The organism is Pseudomonas sp. MPB23, assembly GCF_046605395.1.
Classification (GTDB): Bacteria; Pseudomonadota; Gammaproteobacteria; order Pseudomonadales; family Pseudomonadaceae; genus Aquipseudomonas.
The window spans coordinates 6388314-6407447 of sequence record NZ_CP176771.1; the positions used below are offsets into that span (position 1 = coordinate 6388314).

At 59.3% G+C, this 19134-nt stretch carries 15 protein-coding genes and 1 other RNA gene; 7 read left to right on the plus strand and 9 right to left on the minus strand.

The annotated features are described in order from the left end of the window. Nucleotides 1-117 precede the first annotated feature (117 nt). Nucleotides 118-471: RNase P RNA component class A (gene rnpB / locus ACLH0J_RS29040), an RNA gene on the minus strand. 96 nt (nt 472-567) lie between these two features. Further along, the gene (rsmI, locus tag ACLH0J_RS29045) at nt 568-1473 is read right to left on the minus strand and encodes a 16S rRNA (cytidine(1402)-2'-O)-methyltransferase (protein ID WP_411390135.1); all 906 of its coding nucleotides are present in this window, start codon (nt 1471-1473) and stop codon (nt 568-570) included. A 176-nt stretch (nt 1474-1649) separates the two neighbouring features. On the opposite strand from rsmI, the gene ACLH0J_RS29050 reads away from it, so the two are divergent. The 4 genes from ACLH0J_RS29050 (at nt 1650) to ACLH0J_RS29065 (ending at nt 5096) form a co-directional block, all read left to right on the plus strand. Next, on the plus strand, nt 1650-3461 hold the full coding sequence (locus tag ACLH0J_RS29050; RefSeq protein WP_411390136.1) for a penicillin-binding protein activator: 1812 nt from the start codon (nt 1650-1652) through the stop codon (nt 3459-3461). Then, the gene (locus ACLH0J_RS29055; RefSeq protein ID WP_411390137.1) at nt 3461-3832 is read left to right on the plus strand and encodes a YraN family protein; all 372 of its coding nucleotides are present in this window, start codon (nt 3461-3463) and stop codon (nt 3830-3832) included. Before ACLH0J_RS29050 ends, ACLH0J_RS29055 begins: the two co-directional genes overlap by 1 nt. 92 nt (nt 3833-3924) lie before the next feature. After that, the gene (locus ACLH0J_RS29060) at nt 3925-4518 is read left to right on the plus strand and encodes a phosphoheptose isomerase (protein ID WP_007904374.1); all 594 of its coding nucleotides are present in this window, start codon (nt 3925-3927) and stop codon (nt 4516-4518) included. Then, nucleotides 4515-5096 (plus strand): BON domain-containing protein, encoded by a 582-nt coding sequence (locus tag ACLH0J_RS29065; protein ID WP_411390138.1) that lies wholly within the window; start codon nt 4515-4517, stop codon nt 5094-5096. Before ACLH0J_RS29060 ends, ACLH0J_RS29065 begins: the two co-directional genes overlap by 4 nt. Nucleotides 5097-5164: 68 nt before the next feature. Here the strand turns inward: ACLH0J_RS29065 and ACLH0J_RS29070 are convergent, their stop codons facing one another. The 6 genes from ACLH0J_RS29070 to ACLH0J_RS29095 all read right to left on the minus strand — a co-directional run bounded on the left by ACLH0J_RS29070 (nt 5165) and on the right by ACLH0J_RS29095 (nt 15137). After that, nucleotides 5165-5938: an OmpA family protein gene (locus tag ACLH0J_RS29070; protein WP_042947014.1), complete on the minus strand. Its 774-nt coding sequence runs from the start codon at nt 5936-5938 to the stop codon at nt 5165-5167. Nucleotides 5939-6153: 215 nt separating this feature from the next. Then, entirely contained in the window at nt 6154-6798 is a 645-nt protein-coding gene (locus tag ACLH0J_RS29075; protein ID WP_411390139.1) for an MBL fold metallo-hydrolase, read from the minus strand. Nucleotides 6799-6912: 114 nt separating this feature from the next. Continuing rightward, nucleotides 6913-9642, minus strand: a complete 2730-nt coding sequence (locus ACLH0J_RS29080) for a LuxR C-terminal-related transcriptional regulator (protein WP_411390140.1) — start codon at nt 9640-9642, stop codon at nt 6913-6915. 225 nt (nt 9643-9867) lie between these two features. After that, nucleotides 9868-11232: a DUF1329 domain-containing protein gene (locus ACLH0J_RS29085; RefSeq protein ID WP_411390141.1), complete on the minus strand. Its 1365-nt coding sequence runs from the start codon at nt 11230-11232 to the stop codon at nt 9868-9870. A 29-nt stretch (nt 11233-11261) separates the two neighbouring features. Then, on the minus strand, nt 11262-13124 hold the full coding sequence (locus tag ACLH0J_RS29090; protein WP_411390142.1) for a DUF1302 domain-containing protein: 1863 nt from the start codon (nt 13122-13124) through the stop codon (nt 11262-11264). Nucleotides 13125-13454: 330 nt separating this feature from the next. Then, nucleotides 13455-15137, minus strand: coding sequence for a fatty acid--CoA ligase (locus ACLH0J_RS29095; RefSeq protein ID WP_411390143.1), 1683 nt, complete (start codon nt 15135-15137; stop codon nt 13455-13457). Between the two features lie 366 nt (nt 15138-15503). On the opposite strand from ACLH0J_RS29095, the gene ACLH0J_RS29100 reads away from it, so the two are divergent. Both ACLH0J_RS29100 and ACLH0J_RS29105 read left to right on the plus strand, forming a co-directional pair. Then, nucleotides 15504-16658 carry a DUF2515 family protein gene (locus ACLH0J_RS29100; protein ID WP_411390144.1) on the plus strand — a complete coding sequence of 385 codons (1155 nt, stop codon included), beginning with the start codon at nt 15504-15506 and terminating at the stop codon, nt 16656-16658. Continuing rightward, nucleotides 16658-17287 carry a hypothetical protein gene (locus tag ACLH0J_RS29105; RefSeq protein WP_411390145.1) on the plus strand — a complete coding sequence of 210 codons (630 nt, stop codon included), beginning with the start codon at nt 16658-16660 and terminating at the stop codon, nt 17285-17287. The genes ACLH0J_RS29100 and ACLH0J_RS29105 overlap by 1 nt, the downstream gene beginning before the upstream one ends. Before the next feature lie 144 nt (nt 17288-17431). Here ACLH0J_RS29105 and ACLH0J_RS29110 read toward each other — a convergent pair whose 3' ends face one another. Then, the gene (locus ACLH0J_RS29110) at nt 17432-18064 is read right to left on the minus strand and encodes a LysE family translocator (RefSeq protein ID WP_411390146.1); all 633 of its coding nucleotides are present in this window, start codon (nt 18062-18064) and stop codon (nt 17432-17434) included. A gap of 84 nt (nt 18065-18148) precedes the next feature. On the opposite strand from ACLH0J_RS29110, the gene ACLH0J_RS29115 reads away from it, so the two are divergent. Continuing rightward, entirely contained in the window at nt 18149-19114 is a 966-nt protein-coding gene (locus ACLH0J_RS29115; protein WP_411390147.1) for a 2-hydroxyacid dehydrogenase, read from the plus strand. Nucleotides 19115-19134 lie beyond the last annotated feature (20 nt).

Sequence of the window (19134 nt, forward strand, 5' to 3'; positions counted from 1 at the left end):
TTTATTAAGAGTAAGATTTTTTTGGTATTACGAAGACGCATCCGCCAATGATTTGGCAGGGAGGGATTCTTGCGTTATTACCGGTTTTCTGCCCGAGATTCGGACAAAAGGAAAAAGGTGGAGAGTCGATCTGTAAGCCGGGTTCTGTCTTGAACAGTCATTCGTCTACGATGGCCATCACTGGACATCTTTAGCAACCTACCCGGTCCCAGCGCGGGCCACGCCTTGGGACCCTATTTGGTCTTGCTCCAAGTGGGGTTTACCTAGCCACGAACTGTTGCCAGTCGTGCGGTGCGCTCTTACCGCACCTTTTCACCCTTACCGGCACCGAAGTGCTTAGGCGGTTATTTTCTGTGGCACTTTCCGTAGGCTCACGCCTCCCAGGCATTACCTGGCACTTCGCCCTATGGAGCCCGGACTTTCCTCCCCCCCCTAATTTTCATAGAGGGCAGCGACTGTCCAATCGACTCTCCGTCGCGCAGGTTAACGGCACGACGGGTTTAGGACAAGTATTAAAAGTACAGCAGTGCCATCACGTTCAGACGCAATACCGGTTTAACCCCGGAACTATTCGGCTTTTTGTTTATCCAGCGCAACTTGATACAACACATTCTTGCGCACACCGGTAATTTCCGCCGCCAGGGCCGCCGCGCGCTTAAGGGGCATTTCCTTGAGCAGCAGGTCCAGGATGCGCATGGCTTCGCTGCCCACCGCGTCTTCAGCCTCTGGCGCCGTCCAGCCCGCCACCAGCACCACGCATTCGCCTCGTTGCTGATTACTGTCGCCTTCGACAAAGGCACGCAGCTCTTCCAAGGGCAGGCCCTTGAGGGTTTCGAAGGTTTTGGTGATTTCCCGCGCCAACAGCGCCAGGCGCTCACCGCCGAACACCAGCTCCATGTCCTGCAGGCATTCAAGAATACGATGGGGAGCTTCGTAAAAGATCAGGGTGCGCGGCTCTTCCTTCAGCGCCTGAAGACGAGCGCGGCGCCCCACTGCCTTGGCGGGCAGGAAACCTTCGAAAATGAAACGGTCCGACGGCAGGCCGGCCGCCGACAACGCGGCGATCAGCGCACATGCCCCCGGGACTGGCACCACATTGATACCCGCAGCCCGCGCCTGGCGCACCAGATGGTAGCCTGGGTCGGAGATCAGCGGCGTACCCGCGTCGGAGATCAGCGCCACATCGTCGCCGGCCAGCAAACGGACGATGAAACGACTGCCTTCTTCGCGCTCGTTGTGCTCGTGGCAGGCTGCCAATGGCGTGCTGATACCGAAATGCTGCATCAGCCGTTGGGAGTGCCGCGTATCTTCGGCCGCGATCAATTTAACCTCGCGCAACACTTTCAGCGCCCGTGCACTGATGTCGTCCAGGTTGCCAATGGGCGTCGCCACGACAAAAAGCGAGCCTGCAGTGGAATTCAAAGGACCTGGAGCAGTCAAAACGCACACCTCGATGATTGGCAAAAGCCACATTGTAGCGCGTAGGCGCCTTGAAAATATGCCATCGAGGCCGATGCCTTTTCAGCCGTCCATGGTAAACAGCAACATTTACACGACCTAAATTGACGGTTTCACGCCAGTAACATCGCGCCTGAGCCAGTGCTTGGGTACAATTCCACGCTAATTTGATCGGTATCAGGAACACTTACATGATCGCTTGCCTGCGGCTGCTCTCCGCCCTCTGCCTCGCTGCCTTGCTGGCCGCTTGCGCCAGCTCGCCCTCGTCCAGCCTTGGCGACCTTCCACGGACCCCGGACGCCAGTATCGAGCAGTTGCTCGAACAGGCCACTACGGCCAAGACGCCAGAAAAGGCCGCATTGCTGCGCCTGAGTGCGGCTGACATGGCCTATAACCAGAAGAACCCTGGCCGCTCGTCGCAGATTCTTGCCCAAGTGCCCCTGGATGCCCTCAAGCCGGCCGCGCAAGTATTCGCCAGCACGCTGGCCGCCGAACTGGCCATGACGCGCAACCAGCCCAAGGCCGCCTTGACCGCCTTGAGCCACCCGAGCCTGCAAAGCTTGAAGGACCTGCCGACTGAACAGCAGATCCGCACCGGCACCGTGCATGCCCGCGCTTACGAAGCCGATGGCCAGACGATGGCCGCCGCGCGTGAACGCGTGGCCATGGCCCCTCTGCTCAGTGGCGACGCAGCCCACAGCAACCATGAAGCCATCTGGGCGCTGATTGCCGCCCTGCCGGCAGAGCAGTTGCAAGCCAGCGGCAACCCGGTGCTTGACGGCTGGATCACCCTGGCCCAATCGGTCAAAGGTGCCGGTACGCTTGAGCAACAACAAGCTGCCATCGACACCTGGCGCGCACAGAACCCCGGCCATCCAGCCGCTGTGCAACTGCCAATGCCGCTGACCAAGCTCAAGGAACTGGCCAGCCAGCCGCTGAACAAAATCGCCCTGTTGCTCCCGCAGGAAGGCGCGCTGGCGTCGGTCAGCAAAGCATTGCGCGAAGGCTTCATGGCTGCGCACTACCAGGCCGAACAGGCCGGGCAGCATCCGCCGGCCATCGAGTTCTATGACAGCTCGCGCATGGCCTCCCTCGACGACTTCTACGCCAAGGCCAAGGCCGCTGGCGTGCAACTGGTCGTCGGCCCGCTGGAGAAACCACTGGTCAAACAACTCAGCGCGCGCCCGCAACTGCCGATCACCACCCTGGCGCTGAACTACAGCGAAACCGACCAAGGCCCACCGCAGCTGTTCCAATTCGGCCTCGCTGCTGAAGACGAAGCCCGCGAAGTGTCACGCCGCGCGCGTGCCGACGGCCTGCATCGCGCCGCGGCCATGGTGCCGCGTGGCGAATGGGGCGAGCGTGTCTACAAAGCGTTCCGCCAGGATTGGGAAGCCAACGGCGGCACCGTGGTGGGTGTCGAGTACGTCGACCAGCCTGTCGCCCTGGCCCAGCAAATCGCCGACCTGTTCCAACTGCGTAAAAGCGAAGGCCGCGCCAAGAGCCTGCAAAACACTGTCGGAACTGACGTAGCGGCACAACCGTCGCGCCGCCAGGACATCGAGTTCATCTTCCTGGCCGTTACCCCGCAACTGGCCCAACAGATCAAGCCGACCCTGAACTTCCAGTACGCCGGTGATGTGCCGGTGTACGCAACGTCCCACGTATTCAGCGCCAGCGGCGACAAGAACCAGTACCTGGACATGACCAACGTGATGTTCTGCGAAACCCCTTGGCTTCTGAATACCACTGACCCGTTGCGCAACCAGGTTGCCGCGCAATGGCCGCAAGCCAACGGCAGCCTCGGCCGCCTGTATGCGATGGGCGTCGATGCCTATCGCCTGGCACCGCGCCTGGGCCAGCTCAAGGCATTGCCGGATACCCGCGTCGACGGCCTCTCGGGCAACCTGGGCATCAGCGCCAACCAGCGCGTTGATCGCCAGATGCCGTGGGCCAAGTTCGTCGGCGGCGAGATCCAGCGTCTGCCGGACACCCCGCGCTGATGCCCGAGCGGTCCAGCGCACAAAGCGGCAAGGATGCCGAACTTCAAGCTTTAGAGTACTTGCAACAACAGGGCCTGCGCCTGCTGGCGCAGAACTGGTTGTGTAAGCGCGGCGAGCTTGATCTGGTCATGCTTGACGGCGATACAGTAGTATTCGTCGAAGTCCGCTACAGAAAACACGCACAATGGGGTGGCGCCCTCGCCAGTATCGACGGGCGCAAGCGTCAGAAGCTGATACTCGCCGCGCAGTTTTTCCTGCAAAAAGAGCATCACTGGGCCGACGCCCCCTGCCGTTTCGATGTGGTTGCCATGGAAAGCACACCGGCAGGCCTTGTTGATCTCAACTGGCTCAAAGATGCCTTCGACAGCTGATTCGCCGGACATTTTCACCCCACACTTTTGCTCTTTGCTTTGCGGGCTGCACATTCCTGTGCCAAACAGCCGCGCTACTTAAGGTCACACAGATGGACATGCAATCCCGAATTCGCCAGCTTTTCCAGGCCAGCATCGACACCAAGCAACAGGCGATGGACGTACTTGCACCGCACATCGAGCAAGCCAGTCAGGTCATGGTCAATGCCTTGCTCAACGAAGGCAAAATGCTTTCGTGTGGCAACGGCGGTTCGGCCGGCGACGCCCAGCATTTCTCGTCCGAGCTGCTCAACCGCTTCGAACGTGAGCGTCCGAGCCTGCCGGCCATCGCCTTGACCACCGATTCGTCCACGATCACTTCGATCGCCAACGATTACAGCTACAACGAAATCTTCTCCAAGCAGATCCGCGCGCTGGGCCAACCGGGCGATGTGCTGCTGGCGATTTCCACCAGCGGCAACTCGGCGAATATTATTCAAGCGATCCAGGCCGCACATGATCGCGAAATGATTGTCGTAGCATTGACCGGACGCGACGGCGGCGGCATGGCTTCGCTGCTGCTGCCCGAAGATGTGGAGATTCGCGTTCCGGCCAATGTCACCGCACGTATTCAGGAAGTCCACCTGCTGGCGATCCATTGCCTGTGCGATCTGATCGACAGCCAACTGTTCGGGAGTGAAGAATGATCGTTAAACGTCTCAGCCTATTGGCTATTGCGCTGTGCCTTGGCATCAGCGGCTGCAGCACGGCCATCACCGCGACACGAGACACCCCCATCCAGGACGATAAGGGTACCCGCACCTTCGGCAGCAAGATTGACGACTCGTTGATCGAAACCAAGGTCGAGGTGAACATCGCCAAGGCCGCCACGGACCTGGGCAATGGTGCCTCGCGCATCGTGGTGACCAGCTTCAATGGCGTGGTGCTGCTCGCCGGCCAAACGCCGCGGGCCGAGCTCAAGGCCCAGGCAGAACAAGCCGCCTCGGCCGTGCAGCGGGTCAAGAAGGTCCACAACGAACTGCAAGTGATGGACCCGATCACCCTGCTGGCGATCAGCAACGACGCCCTGCTGACCACCAAGATCAAGGCGCAGATGCTGACCGATAACGCGATTCCCGGTTCGCGCATCAAAGTCGTCACCGACAACGGTATCGTTTACCTGATGGGCCTGCTGACCCAGGCGGAAGCGACCCGTGCGGCGAACTTGGTGCAAGGTGTGTCCGGCGTACAGAAAATCGTGAAGGTGTTCGAGTACATCGACTGATGTAACCGACGGCCACAAAAAAGGGCGCCGTGCATTGATTGCACGGCGCCCTTTTTATTGGCAGTGGATTACTGGTATTGCGAGTACGGGTTGCCCTGGAACTGGTTGTTCTGCTGCGGCGCCTGTTGCTGCGCACCGGGCTGGCCGTACTGCTGGCCTGGGATCGGGCCAAGGTTCACTTCTACGCGACGGTTCTGGGCGCGACCGTTGACGTCAGCATTGCTGGCAATCGGATTATCCGGACCGGCACCACGCGCGCTCAGGTTGGCCGCGCTGACGCCCTGGGAGGTCAGGTAGTTGGCCACGCTCTGTGCGCGACGCTGGGACAGGTCCATGTTCAGTTGGCGACTGCCGGTGCTGTCGGTATAGCCGACGATCTGGATGGTGTTTTGGCTGAACTGCTTGAGGGAGTTGGCCAGGTTGTTCAGCGGCGTGTAGAAGCTGCTGGAGATCGCATCCGAGTTGGTTGCAAAGGTGATGTTACCCGGCATGATCAGCTTGATCTGGTCACCCTGGCGCTGAACTTCAACACCGGTATTGGCCATGCTTTCGCGCAGTTTCTTTTCCTGCTGGTCGGCGTAGTAGCCGTAACCCGCTGCGCCCGCGCCCGCAACCACGGCACCGATCAGTGCCCCCTTGCCACGGTTGTTATGGTCGATGGCCGCACCCGCCAAAGCACCCGCCAGGGCACCCAGGCCACCGTACTTGGCGGTCTTGCTCATACCGCCGGATTCATTACTCGCCTGTCCCTGGCTGCTGCCGTCATAAGGATTAGGTGAAGCACAGCCGGACAACAAGGCTACGACGGTAGCGACAACAAGCAGACGACGCGAAGTGAACATGAAGGAAGCTCCTACTTTTGCATTCTGTGATGCAAGGGACATTGGCAATGGACCTGTGCCGAGTTTGGAACGCGACAAACGGTAAAAATTCCGTGGCCGCCTCCTGAGCCGTAACAAAAGATTGGCCACGATTTCCGCTCCATAAACCCTAGCAGACCCAGGCTGAACGCGACCTGAGTACTTGCTACAGCAATTGTCCGCGAGAACGTTCCATGTTACGCCCGCACAAACGGGTTCTCACGCATCTCATCCCCCAGACGCGTATCCGGCCCGTGACCGGTCACCACCGTCGCGCCCTCATCCAGCGTATACAGCCGCTGCTTGATCGACCTGACAAGGGTCGCCTGATCCCCACCCCACAGATCGGTACGCCCCACCCCACGCCGAAACAGGGTGTCGCCGGCAATCAACAGCTTGGCATCGGCAAACCAGAAGCTCATCGACCCCGGTGTATGCCCTGGCGTATGCAAGGCCACGCCGCAGCCGCAGGCCAGCGCCTCATCATCGGTCAGCCAACGGTCCGGCGAGGGCACCGGGGTGTAGGGCACACCAAACATCTGGCACTGCATCTCCAGGTTATCCCAGAGAAACTGGTCTTCCTTATGCAGATGCAAGGTCGCGCCGGTTTTCTCTTTCAACAGGCCCGACGCGAGGAAGTGATCGAGATGGGCATGGGTGTGAATGATGCTCACCACTTTCAGGCCCAGTGCATCGAGGCGCGCCAGGATCAATTCGTGGTTGCCGCCGGGGTCGACCACAATGGCTTTTTTGGTGATGGGGTCGCCGATGATGGTGCAGTTGCACTGCAACGGGCCGACGGGGAAGGTTTCGCGAATGAGGGTCGGCTTTGCGGTGTTCATGAACGGTCCTTTCGTGCAGGTGCAGTGTGGTTTTCTGATTGCACTATTAAAACAGATTGAGGCTACTGCGCAGCCCAGCGCGAGCAAGCTCACTCGCCACAGCAAGCGCGATCGCTAACCGATCAACTTCAATTCCTGTGCCCTCGCCACTGCCTGGGTGCGCCGCTCCACCCCCAGCTTACTGTTGATATGGCTCGCATGGGTCTTGACCGTGTGCAGAGAAATGAACAGCCGGTTGCTGATTTCCTGATTCGAGCAGCCCTGAGCGATCAACTGCAGCACGGCCATCTCGCGAGCACTCAAGGTTTCATGGCTGGGGAATGCGTCCACGACGATACCGGCAGGCAGAAGTGCCAAGAGACTCTGATTGAGCAAACCCTGGGAATCCTTGCCGAGTTGCTCGCGCATCCAGTCCGGGTGTTTTTCCAGCAGCCTCTGGAACGGTTGCAACGCCCCGCCCGCGCCCGCCTCTAGGGCCTGGGCCAGCAGCGGGCGCGCCTTGGCTTCGTGGCCACTTTCCAGCAACAACTGCGTCTGTTGGGTCAAGGCCATCAGGGCAATCATCTGACGCCCGCTGTTGTGAGCCTGTTGCGCCAGTGCTTCGAGTCGTTGCAGCGCCGCTTCGGGTTGATGGCGAATGGCATCCAGTGCCGCCTGTTGCAACCCGATATGTTGCGGCAAGTGCGGATGAAACTCCGGCGCGGCGGCGGCGTGGTCGCCGTTGTAGGTTTGCCCCAGGCGGGTCAGCCAGGCGTCGGCCAGGTCGGTGCGGCCCTGGGCCAGCCAAAGCTCACACTTGATCAGGGTGATCATCGCCAGGTAGTAGATCGGCGGCACATCCCAGATATGCATCAAGCGCTCGGCCTCGGCGAGCTCGGCGAAGGCTTTGGCAAAATCGTTGCGGCGCCCTTCGAAGCTGGCGATCACGCAATGCCCGATCAGTACGCTGATGTCGCGGCATGCGCGGGCTTCGACGAGACCGGCGCGCAGGCAGGCAAGCCCCGCCTCGGGCTGGAAGCGCACCAGCAGCAGATACCCTTCGTAAAGCGACAACCGTGCACGCACGGCATACAGCCGCTGGGGCGCCAGGCCATGCAGGCGTTGCAGGCCCTGGCGCACTTCATCCAGCGACCGCAGAGTTTCGCCCCGCGCCTGCAACACCCGCGCGCGGTCGTAATGGGCCAAGGCCTCGAACAGCGGGTTGCCGACGCGCTGCGCCAGCTCCAGGGATTCACGATTCAGGCCACGGGCGCGCCATAGATCGCCGTCGACGATCGCCAGGTTGGACAGGGTCGACAGGCACATCAGCCGCTGGCCGTAACGTCGCTGCGGCAGGCTGTCCAAGGCTTCGCTGCAATAGCGTTGGGTCAGTTCGCGATCACCTCGCCCCCGGGCGACGATCCCGCTCAGCGCCAGCCACTGCGCCAGCATCGACTTTTGCGCGGTGGCCGACGGCGCCGGCAGGAAGCGGCTGAGGTAGCCGGACAATTCCTCGGCCGCATCCAACTGACAGGCCAGGCCCAACGCCCAGCTATAGAGCACGATCAAGCGCGGCGTGCTGATCAGCAGGCTGTCGGGCAAGTCCATTTTCCAGCGCAGCAGCATGCCGACATTCTGCTCGGCCAGCAGTTGCTCCTCGGAGAGGTTCTGCACCAGGTTGGCCGCCACATCCAGGTGACCCGCCCGTAACGCCTGCTCCACCGCTTCGTCGATCAAGCCCTGGGCATTGAACCAGCGGCATGCGCGCAGGTGCAGGCTGGCGGCGGGTAACACGTTGCTGCTCGCGCGGCGGGTCCGCAGCAGGTCAGAGAATAAATGGTGATAACGGTACCAGTGGCCCTGATCGTCCAATGGCACCAAAAACACCTGGTGGGAATGCAGGTAACGCAGGATCTCGGCACTGTCGTGGGCTTCACGCACGGCGTCGCACAACTCGCTGCAAAAGCGCTCCTGGGACGCGGTGTCGAACAAAAACGCCTGCACCTCGGCCGGCAAACAATCGATCACCTCTTCCAGCAGGTAATCGCGGATCAGCCCTTCGCCACCGTGCAGGCTTTGCGGCAACGCGCCTTCGCTGCCGGCTTCGGACGCAGCCAGCAACCAGAAACGCAGGCCAGCCACCCAGCCCTCACTGCGGCGGATCAGATTGTCGAGGGCCTCGCCACGCAATGAACTGCTGTGGTGATCCAGCACAGCCAGGGATTCGGCATGGGTCAGGCGCAGGTCCTGCTCATGCAGCTCCAGCAAATGCCGCGACAGGCGCAGCCGCGCCAGGTGCCAATCCGGACGCTGGCGGCTGGTGACCAGCACCACCAGGCCATCGGGCAAATGGTTGAGGAAAAATTGCAGGCAACGGTCAAGCACCGGCCCCTGGGCCAAATGGTAGTCATCCAGCACCAGCAACAGCGGCGCGCGGGTGGACAGGTGTACGGTCAGCTCATCGAGCAGGCCATCGAGCCATTCTTCAAAGGCAAAGGGTTGGTGACGCTGGCGCATTTTCAGCAGGCCCAGGGATTGGGCGCCGAGTTGCGGGAAATATTGCTGCAAACCGTCGAGCAGGCGCTCGAGGAAACGTCCGGGATCGTTGTCCCGCGGGCTCAGGCCCAGCCACAGGCTTTGCCAGTGGGCCGGCAGGCTTTGGCAGAACTCCACCGCCAACGAACTCTTGCCGAACCCCGCCGGTGCGCTGACGAGCAGCAGGCGTCCTTCCAGTCCGGTGCTCAGTCGCTCGCACAAGCGAGGTCGCAGCACGTAGCCATCAGGCAGCGGAGGTCGGTAGAAACGCCCTTCCAGGGTCGGAATGACCGCGCTGGCAGGCCTTTGGATTCGGGACAGATCAGTCATCGCCGGGCTCTTGTAGAAGGCTGTTGTCGGCATTGCAGATGTCCGCAGACTAGCGGTAAAAGCGGCAGGTTTGTAGAGCTTTGCAACATTTGCCTGAAAAAGAACTACGACAAGAAATGTGAAAAGGGGCTTGCTCCCGACTGCGCTGGGTCAGCCAATGGATTTATTGGCTGTCAGACCGCTATCGGGAGCAAGCCCCCTCCCACATTTGGCTATGTGTGCAGCTTAGCGAACACCGTCCTGGCGCAGGGCCGCAGGGGTGAAGTCGCTGGTGGTGGCAGTGAAGCCGAAGTCATAGGCCTGCTTCTCTTCGTTCTTCATGCCCAGGGCCAGGTAGCGGCCGGACTGCAGGTCGTAGAGGGTTTCCAGGGCGTACCACGGCACTTGTTTGTCGTAGTAGTTCTCGGCATGGGCTTCGGCGACGCGCCACAGTTGGCCGCGACCGTCGTAGTGGTCGATCACAGCCGCTTGCCAGGTGTCTTCGTCGATGAAGAAGTCACGTTTGGCGTAGATGTGGCGCTGGCCTTCCTTCAGGGTAGCGACCACGTGCCAGACGCGGCGCAGCTCGTAGCGTGCCAGGTCCTGGTTGATGTGGCCGGCCTTGATGATGTCGACGTACTTGAGTTTCGGATCGTCGATCTTGTAGCTGTTGGAGGCGATGTAGATTTCCTTCTTGCCTTCCAGTTTCCAGTCGTAGCGGTCCGGTGCGCCGTTGTACATGTCGAGGTTGTCGGAGGTACGCAGGCCATCGGCGGCGGTGCCCGGTCCGTCATAGGACACTTGCGGCGCCCGGCGCACACGGCGCTGGCCAGCGTTGTAGACCCACGCCGAACGCGGTTCCTTCACCTGGTCCAGGGTTTCGTGGACCAGCAGCACACCACCGGCCAGGCGCGCCGGCGCGGTCACTTGCTGCTTGAAGTAGAACAATACGTTACCCGGATTTTTCGGGTCGAAGTCCTTCATCTTGTCGCGGAACACGAACTGGTCTTTGAAGTACACCAGGCTGAACGAGCCATTGGTTTGCGGCGTGGCCTGGGTTACCAGGCGAGTCACGCTGCCGCCGCGATAGCGGGTGATGTGGTTCCAGATCACTTCCACGCCACTTTTGGGAATCGGAAACGGTACGGCGGTTTCAAAGTTTTCCAGGCCGTTGCCGCCCGACACCAGGTTGGTATGGGTGGCGTTCTTCTTGATGGCGGCGAACACATCGGCCGGCACGGTAGCGCCGCGATGGGTCGGATAGACCGGCATCTTGAAGGTTTCCGGGTAGCGCTTGAACATCGCGTACTGCCCCGGCGCCAGCTTGTCTTTGTACTGCTCGACGTTCTGCGCGGTGATGGTGAATTGCGGTTGTTCATTGGCGTAAGGGTTGGCCAGGAATCCACGGGCATCGACGGCACCGGCGTTGGTGGGCAATGGCGACCATTTCGGGATGGTGCCCGACGCGTTACCGGCCATTTCGGCGCCCATCGGGGTCAGGGTCGTGCCGAGTTTGGATGCCTCATCCGCCGAGACTGCCGCCATGACGTTGCTCGCCAGGATCGACAGCCCCAGCACACCGATGTGCAACAGACTTTTGGTTATTTTCATGTTCTGGTTCTTCCTAGAAATACGTTCGCTTAGAAGTTGGCGCCGACACTGAGTGCGATGAAATCACGGTCATCCACGGTGGAATACTTACCGCCGAAGAAGTTGGTGTAGGCCAAGCTTGCGGTGTAGGTATTCTGGTATTCGGCATCCAGCCCAAGACTGATGGCTTTACGGCCTTCTTCAAAGTTGCCGCCAGGGCCCGGGGAGTAACCGCTGACGTCATGGGACCAGGCCACGTTAGGCTTGAGGTTCACACCCGCGAACACATCAGGGTATTCCCAGATTGCCCGGCCGCGATAGCCCCAGGAGTTGGCGGTGGTGAAGCCATCGTTATTGCAGTTCGTGGTCAAGTTGCTGCGGTCAGTACCGGCACCCGCACCGTTGAAGGTACTGTTGTTCAGCGCTGTACACATGGATCCTTCGCCAGGGCCGAACACTGGATCGCGTCCGTAGCGGGCTTTGTCGCTGCTTTCCAGACCGCCGACATGGGTCAAACCGATTTCACCCACCAGCGTCAGACGACTGGCGCCCATGACCTGATCGAAAAAGTGAGTGAAGGTTGTCTGGATCTGAGTAATTTCCTTGCGCCTGTAACCATTCAGATCCTGCCCTGCCACACCCTTGAGCGGCGAAGCGTTCTGATAGCCAGCCAGAGGGGTCACACCCGCGTAGAGAATATCAGTGGTATTGAGCTGCACCGGCGCATTGGGGCGATAACTGATCTCCCCGCTCCAGGCGGTACCGGTAGGCAAGGTTGTGGAGAAACTCAAGCCGTAAAGGCGGATGTCCTCAGGGTACTCGACAAAATAACTGGAGTTACCGGCGACAATAAGCGGGCGCAAGGTGGCCAGTGGGAACGCATTCGCCGCAGCATAAGTCGCTGCCGAGGCCCCTTTGGCACTGAAGATCGGTGCCCGGCTGTGGTAGTTCATGAAGAAGGCACCGAACTCGGTATCCAGCGGCTCGAAGTTGTAATGCATGGCCACACCAAACTGGCCACCATCGCGTGCATCCCGGTCACCATCGCGCCTGACCAGGACGCCCTCTTCATTGATATCGAGGCCATACGGGGACAAAAATGGCAGTGCGCCGGCCGAGGCGAGCGTCGAACGCTTACTGAGCAACCTCAGGTTGTCATCGCAGCCGCCGGTAATCACGTCAGCTTGCGAGAAGAACGTCCCGCAGTTGTCGGTCACCGTTTTTTCCCAATCCAACTGATAAAAGGCTTCCGCCGACAGGTTATCGGTCAGTGTCTGGGACACATAGAACATGTTGACCGGAATCAGGCCTTCCTTGATTTCGGCGCCAGGGCGACGGAACGCAGCCACGTCAATCGGGTTGACGGAGTTGATGCCGCCACCGATAAAGGTACTCTCGCCCCAGCTCACGACCTGCTTACCGAAACGCACGGAACCTGGCTCGTCGGCAATCGAGTAGTTGTGATAGATGAATGCGTCGAGGATTTCCCCGCCGGAAGAGCGTGCACCCATTGGGCGACCTTTATCGCTGATGTCCTTGAACTCCCGGCTTTCATCCTTGAGCTCAAAGTCATACCAGTACTTGCCACGCACAAACACACCGGTGTCGCCGTACTTCAGTTCCAGATCATGAATGCCCTTGAAGATCTTCGAGAACGTTTCGCCGCGCTTGAAGTTCAAGTGGCCGTCATCCGAGGTCTGGGACAAGCCCTTGCCGCCATTGTTGACGCCGATCAGGTCGCGGTTGGCCTTGGCTGTCGACCAACTGGCCCCCACGGAAAGAGACGAGTCAAAACTCCCTTCGATTTCACCGATATTGAAACTGACGCCGAATGCGGGCCCGGCGAGCGTAGAGGCGAGACTGACGGCCAGGGGCAATCTTGCCCGGCGCCAGAACTGGTTTACTGAGGTCATCGACGCTACTCCATGTGCATTATTGTTATGGCAGTGAGTTCTTTCTGTGATGCATGTAACGGCCGGAATACAACGATTCCAATGCCGCTCGGCAACCGAGCCCCCATGGCCCGAAGCGAAACATCCGTGAAAAACTCTGGAAGGGACTATAGCCAGCAGGGGGTAGCGCTTGATCCCTCTAAAGTGTGATTTGCATCAGCAACCCGTCTGCCACAACCCTTTCGCCACGTCGGCGAAGGCCGACGCGGCAAGGATGGCTGAAAATTGGCAAATCACAAGTGAAGGCGCGAGATAGAGCTTTGCCGTGCCACGAGGGCACGGCAAATCAACTCAGAGGGTCGAAAGGAACGTGCTGTTGTTGGCCTGCCATTCGATGATGTCAACGCGGATACGCTTTTTGTCGAGCTTGCCGACACTGGTCTTGGGAATTTCCGTAACAATAGCGATCTGGCTCGGAATCGCCCACTTGCTCAAATGGCCCAATTCCACGAACGGCTTGAGGTGTTCCTTGAGCTCACGGGCCCCAATCACATGGCCATCACGCAGCACCAACAGGGCAAACGGGCGCTCGCCCCACTGCGGGTCGGCGATGCCCACCACCGCTACTTCGCGTACCGCCGGGTGGCGGCTGACCAGGTCTTCGAGGGCCAGGGATGAGACCCACTCGCCGCCGGTCTTGATCACGTCCTTGATGCGGTCGCGGATATCGATCACCCCGAACGCATCGAGGGTCGCCACATCGCCGGTGTGCATCCAGCCACCTTCCCACAGCTCCGCGCCTTTTTGCGGCTCGTTGTAATAGCCCTCGGTCAGCCACGGCGCACGCAGTACCAACTCGCCCTGGGATTCACCGTCGGCGGGCAGGAAGTTGCCCTCGGCGTCGATGATCGCCGCTTCCACCAACGGCCCAGGCACGCCGGCCTTGATGCGGTAAGTGGTGCGCTCGTCCTCGGTGCCGGCGATCAGTTCTTCGTTGAGGTGGGCACAGGACACCAGCGGCCCGGTCTCGGACATACCGTACGCGGCGGTCAGTTGGATCCCACGGGCTTTGGCCGCCTCGTACAGCGTGCGATTGAGAGCGCTGCCGCCGATGACGATTTTCCAGCCGCCAAAGTCCACGCCCTGGGCCGCCTTGGCGTTGAGCACCATTTGCAGGATGGTCGGCACACAGTGGGAGAACGTGACCTTCTCCTTGCGCCACAGCTCCACCAGGTATTCCGGGTCGTAACGGCCGGGATAGACCTGTTTCAGGCCAAGCATGGTCGCCACATACGGCAGGCCCCAGGCATGCACGTGGAACATCGGCGTGATCGGCATGTACACGTCGTTGGTGCCCAGCAGGCGCACGCTGTCGACGCTGCCCATGATGGTCGCCACGCCAATGGTGTGCAGCACCAGTTGGCGATGGGTGAAGTACACCCCCTTGGGATTGCCGGTGGTGCCGGTGGTGTAGAAGGTAGTGGCGACGGAGTGTTCGTCGAAGTCCTGGAAGTCATACTTCGGGCTGGCAGCGGCCAGCAGGGTTTCGTACTCGCCGACCAGGTTGGGCAGCTCGGCGGTCTTGGACTCGCCGTCCGTCAGCAGCAAGGTCTTGTCGACAGTGGTGAGCTGCCCCGCGATGGCCTGGTAAAGCCCCACGAACTCGCTATTGACCAGCACAAAGCGGTCCTCGGCGTGGTTCATGGTGTAGAGAATCTGTTCCGGCGACAGGCGCACGTTGATGGTGTGGATCACTGCGCCGATCATCGGGATGGCGAACATGCATTCCAGGTAACGGTGGCTGTCCCAGTCCATTACGGCGACGGTATCACCCGCCTTGACCCCGGCTTCGGTGAGCACATTGGCCAGTCGCGCGACCCGTTCGATCAGGGTCGGATAGGTGTAGCGCAGCTTGTCGCGATAGATGATTTCCCGGGTTTTTTCGTAACGGGCGCCTGACATCAACAGGCGTTTGATCAACAGCGGGTATTGGTACGCACCTTCGGCGGGCGGGATAACACGGGTCTGCAACATACGAATCCCTTTTTATGACTGCACGGTCTTGGCTTGAAGACCTGCACTGTAGAGACGTTATGTGTCGGCCAAATCAGCCAAAGGAATGATTTGCAGGGTCTGGAGAATGCTAGCTTTGCGTCAGCATCAAAGCCTGGTAGCGACCTGATCTGGAGAGCTTTTTGATATCGACCACGCTCATTGATGAAGCCGTATTTGCACCATTCTTACCTTGACTGACGCCCATATCAGCCACTTCCCACCCCCGTTCCGACTGCCTCCGACAGCAACTTCGTATTTTCCGCAGATTCGGCTTTTAACGGTTGCCCCTGCACATTTTGCGGGCTTAGGTTCCTCGCCAACACTGACAACGACGAGGGAATGCACATGACCGACCAATGTATCGCCCCACACGAACTGGATCTCAAGAAACTCTGGGACAGTACCTGCGAACTGTCCGCCTGCAAACGCACCACCAGCCACGACGGCAGAAACCCGAAGACCACTATCGAAGTGCCGATACTGACCTGCAGTTGCCTCTGGCACAGGTTTCAAAAAGAAGCGGAAGACTGGATCGCCCCCGGCGGCATACTCATCGCCGATCCACTCGCCCGCAACCGCAGGATCAACGCGGCGTATGCACAGTTGTGGCTGGCGGATAACCGGTTTCAGTGGGCAGGATTGGCGGCGTTTGCGTCGAAGCAGGTGGGGTGTGGGTTGTTGCATGCCGTCACGTTGGATGAGCGAATCGAAGCGGAGAAAAAAGCCTATCGGGAGCTGCAAGACAGTCATTCCCAAGACCTGTATGAGCGCATCGTGACCCACAAATTGCGTCCCAACATTGAGCTTTGGAAGGCGTGGGACAAGGCCAAGCAGCAGAACCCGGCTCCACTGACGAGTGACCCGCTTTTGGGTGGGTTGATTACCAGAGTTCAGGAGGAACTGAAATACGTTCATGAAATGCTGGCGCTGGGGAATACAGCGCTGTTTCTGGATGTTTATCCGTTGCATCGGTTTTTTATGGTGCGGGGGTTTAAAGAAATGGAGGAGTGTTTGCCGGACCGCAGAAAACTGAAGAACGAGGTGATTTGGCCCATTACAGAAAAAGTTGAATTTGGCGTCGCCCAGCGAGAAATCCTTGAAACCTTTGCCTATATCGATCAAGGCAAAATTAGCAATAGCGTTTACGAGATGGCACGGCATGAGCAACTAAATATTCTCCAACCCGCAATCTATGACGTGCAACGCTTTGCACGGCTAATGAGAGGTACCCAGGTGGGTGATGTCATTTCAGTAGTGACGGGTCTATTTTCCGGGCTACCCGAAGAAATACAACTAACGCTAGCCAGTCAGTGCAAAGCACCGGACACTAAAATCACTTTCAGCCAAAACCCTATTGCCGACTTGGCGAACAAAGACCAACGCATGGAGTTTGTATCACGAGCCGCCGAACAATTTGACAGACTGCTTAACAACCAAACTACTCGCAGCCAATTAAAAGATTCCATTATAAAAATTGCAAATGGCGGAGGAGTAGAATAATGCTCAAATTATGCCTGAGCATCTCATTCGCAACATTGACCATATTGATATTTTATTTCAATCGCCCCCCTGAAAAAAATAACGCTATTTCTTTACACATAGGAAAACCCTACGAAGATGTACTTCGAGACTCAACATTCCCAGTAAAATCCAACACCGCAATGCGCCAAACTATCCCCCTAGTAGAGGATTCAACCTGGATTACCAGCCCAGTTATTGTAAAGTTTGATGACCCTCAACACGGTTTCACCTTACCCCCAACAAAGTTTGGAGCGATAGGCTATAACAGCGGAAGGGTCACAACCCTCACTACCTCGCCGATGCTGGAGGCACTACCTTTTGACGAATTGATACCATTATTTAACCACTTACAGGGAGTTCTAAAAAAGTCCGGATGGTTACCACGCAACACTGACCGTAACAGCTGGCTCAAGTTAGATAGCAAACTTGAGAGAGGCGCATTACAGCGTTTACTCTTCGATCAAGCTGAAACAGTGGTACTTCTGATACCTCACAAATACGGTATGTCCCTCAGCGTCAAATGCTACGTGCGCTGCAATGAGCGTGATCCAAACACAGCGAAATATCTAATCGATGTTAGTGTTGGAAAGGATTACAGCAACAGATGAACATTAGCTCAGACATCCAAATACCCGTGCTGGCCCGCAGTATCTATGACACAGGTTTCAAAAAACCGAAGACAGCATCGCCCCTAGGCGGCGCGCGCCCCGCCGCAGCCCCCCCCCCCCCTGAAACCGGTGCTTGAAGACAGGTTACTTCATGCTGGTAAACGCCAACTTCACCCCAATCGCGATCAGCACCGCCCCCATGGTCCGATCGAACCAATGCCCCATCCGCGCAAACCCGGCGCGTACACGTTGCTGGCTGAACAACATCGCCACCAGGCAGAACCACAACGCCGTGGCCACCGCCAAGTACACCCCATAACCGGCCTGGATCGCCAGCGGCGTCTGCGGGTTGATCACCACGGTGAACAACGAGAGGAAGAACAGCGTGGCCTTGGGATTCAAGCCGTTGGTGACGAAGCCTGCGGTAAACGCCCCACGCACAGTGCGCTCGCCCACTTCGCGATGCAACTCGCCCTCGGCGGCAGGTTTGGCTGGCTGAGCACGCAGGGCCTTGAAGCCGATGTACAGCAGGTACGCCGCGGCCGCCCATTTCAGTGCGTTGAACAGCACGATGGACTGGGACACGATCAAGCCGATCCCCAGCAACGAATAGCCCACGTGCAGGAAAATCGCCGAGCCCACCCCCAGTGCGGTCCAGGTTCCGGCGCGACGGCCGTGGGTCACGCTTTCGCGTACCACCACCGCGAAATCCGGGCCTGGGCTGGCAACGGCCAGTAAATGAATCAAGGCCACGGTCAAAAACTCGGCGAGGTACATACGCACTCCATTAAGTAACGGATTATTTCATCTGATAGGCTCGGCAGATTACGCCTTCGAACCCTGTCGCAAAAGGTACAGTTGATGACGAACAATCGCCGCGCCGTCTTCCTTGATCACCCGTCCCTGGACCTGGGGGACCTAGACCTCAGCGAGCTGCGAGACAGCTTCAGCGACTTGCAGCTATTCGCGCAGACCACGCCACAGAATGTGGTCGAACGCCTGCAGGGCGCGCAGGTCGCGATCAGTAACAAGATCACCCTCAACACCGAAACCCTGGCGGCCTGCCCGCAGCTCAAGCTGATCCTGGTGTCGGCCACCGGCACCAACAACGTCGACCTTGAAGCCGCCCGCGCCCACGGCATCACCGTGAGCAACTGCCAGGGCTACGGCACGCCGTCGGTGGCGCAGCACACGATCATGCTGCTGCTCAACCTGGCGACGCGCTTGAAGGACTATCAACAGGACGTGGCCGCCGGCAAATGGCAAGAGGCCAAGCAGTTCTGTCTGTTGGACCACCCCATCGTCGAGCTGGAAGGCAAAACCCTCGGCCTGCTGGGCCATGGTGAATTGGGCAGCGCCGTCGCGCGCCTGGCCGAAGCCTTCGGCATGCGCGTGGTACTCGGCGCGATTCCGGGCCGCCCTGCCCGCGCCGACCGTGTACCCCTGGATGAGCTGCTGGCGCAAGTGGACGCGCTCACCTTGCACTGCCCGCTCAACGAACATACCCGCGATTTTATCGGCGCCCGCGAACTGGCGCTGCTCAAGCCCGGCGCGTTTGTGGTCAACACCGCGCGCGGTGGCTTGATCAATGAACAGGCGCTGGCCGACGCGCTGCGCAGTGGCCACCTGGGCGGCGCGGCGACCGATGTCTTGAGCGTGGAGCCACCGGTCAACGGCAACCCGCTGCTGGCCGGCGACATCCCTCGACTGATCGTCACGCCCCACAATGCCTGGGGCAGCCGCGAAGCGCGCCAGCGTATCGTCGGCCAATTGGCGGAAAACGCCCGAGGCTTTTTCAGCGGTGCCCCGCTGCGCGTCGTCAGTTGATAAACTGCGCCCCTTTTCAA

Coding starts and splice junctions, on each gene's coding strand:
- ACLH0J_RS29090 (WP_411390142.1), bottom strand. CDS start 13,124: ATGACCTCAGTAAACCAGTTCTGGCGCCGGGCAAGATTGCCCCTGGCC.
- ACLH0J_RS29110 (WP_411390146.1), bottom strand. CDS start 18,064: ATGTACCTCGCCGAGTTTTTGACCGTGGCCTTGATTCATTTACTGGCC.
- ACLH0J_RS29085 (WP_411390141.1), bottom strand. CDS start 11,232: ATGAAAATAACCAAAAGTCTGTTGCACATCGGTGTGCTGGGGCTGTCG.
- ACLH0J_RS29115 (WP_411390147.1), top strand. CDS start 18,149: ATGACGAACAATCGCCGCGCCGTCTTCCTTGATCACCCGTCCCTGGAC.
- ACLH0J_RS29055 (WP_411390137.1), top strand. CDS start 3,461: ATGCCCGAGCGGTCCAGCGCACAAAGCGGCAAGGATGCCGAACTTCAA.
- ACLH0J_RS29080 (WP_411390140.1), bottom strand. CDS start 9,642: ATGACTGATCTGTCCCGAATCCAAAGGCCTGCCAGCGCGGTCATTCCG.
- ACLH0J_RS29075 (WP_411390139.1), bottom strand. CDS start 6,798: ATGAACACCGCAAAGCCGACCCTCATTCGCGAAACCTTCCCCGTCGGC.
- rsmI (WP_411390135.1), bottom strand. CDS start 1,473: ATGTGGCTTTTGCCAATCATCGAGGTGTGCGTTTTGACTGCTCCAGGT.
- ACLH0J_RS29050 (WP_411390136.1), top strand. CDS start 1,650: ATGATCGCTTGCCTGCGGCTGCTCTCCGCCCTCTGCCTCGCTGCCTTG.
- ACLH0J_RS29095 (WP_411390143.1), bottom strand. CDS start 15,137: ATGTTGCAGACCCGTGTTATCCCGCCCGCCGAAGGTGCGTACCAATAC.
- ACLH0J_RS29060 (WP_007904374.1), top strand. CDS start 3,925: ATGGACATGCAATCCCGAATTCGCCAGCTTTTCCAGGCCAGCATCGAC.
- ACLH0J_RS29100 (WP_411390144.1), top strand. CDS start 15,504: ATGACCGACCAATGTATCGCCCCACACGAACTGGATCTCAAGAAACTC.
- ACLH0J_RS29070 (WP_042947014.1), bottom strand. CDS start 5,938: ATGTTCACTTCGCGTCGTCTGCTTGTTGTCGCTACCGTCGTAGCCTTG.
- ACLH0J_RS29105 (WP_411390145.1), top strand. CDS start 16,658: ATGCTCAAATTATGCCTGAGCATCTCATTCGCAACATTGACCATATTG.
- ACLH0J_RS29065 (WP_411390138.1), top strand. CDS start 4,515: ATGATCGTTAAACGTCTCAGCCTATTGGCTATTGCGCTGTGCCTTGGC.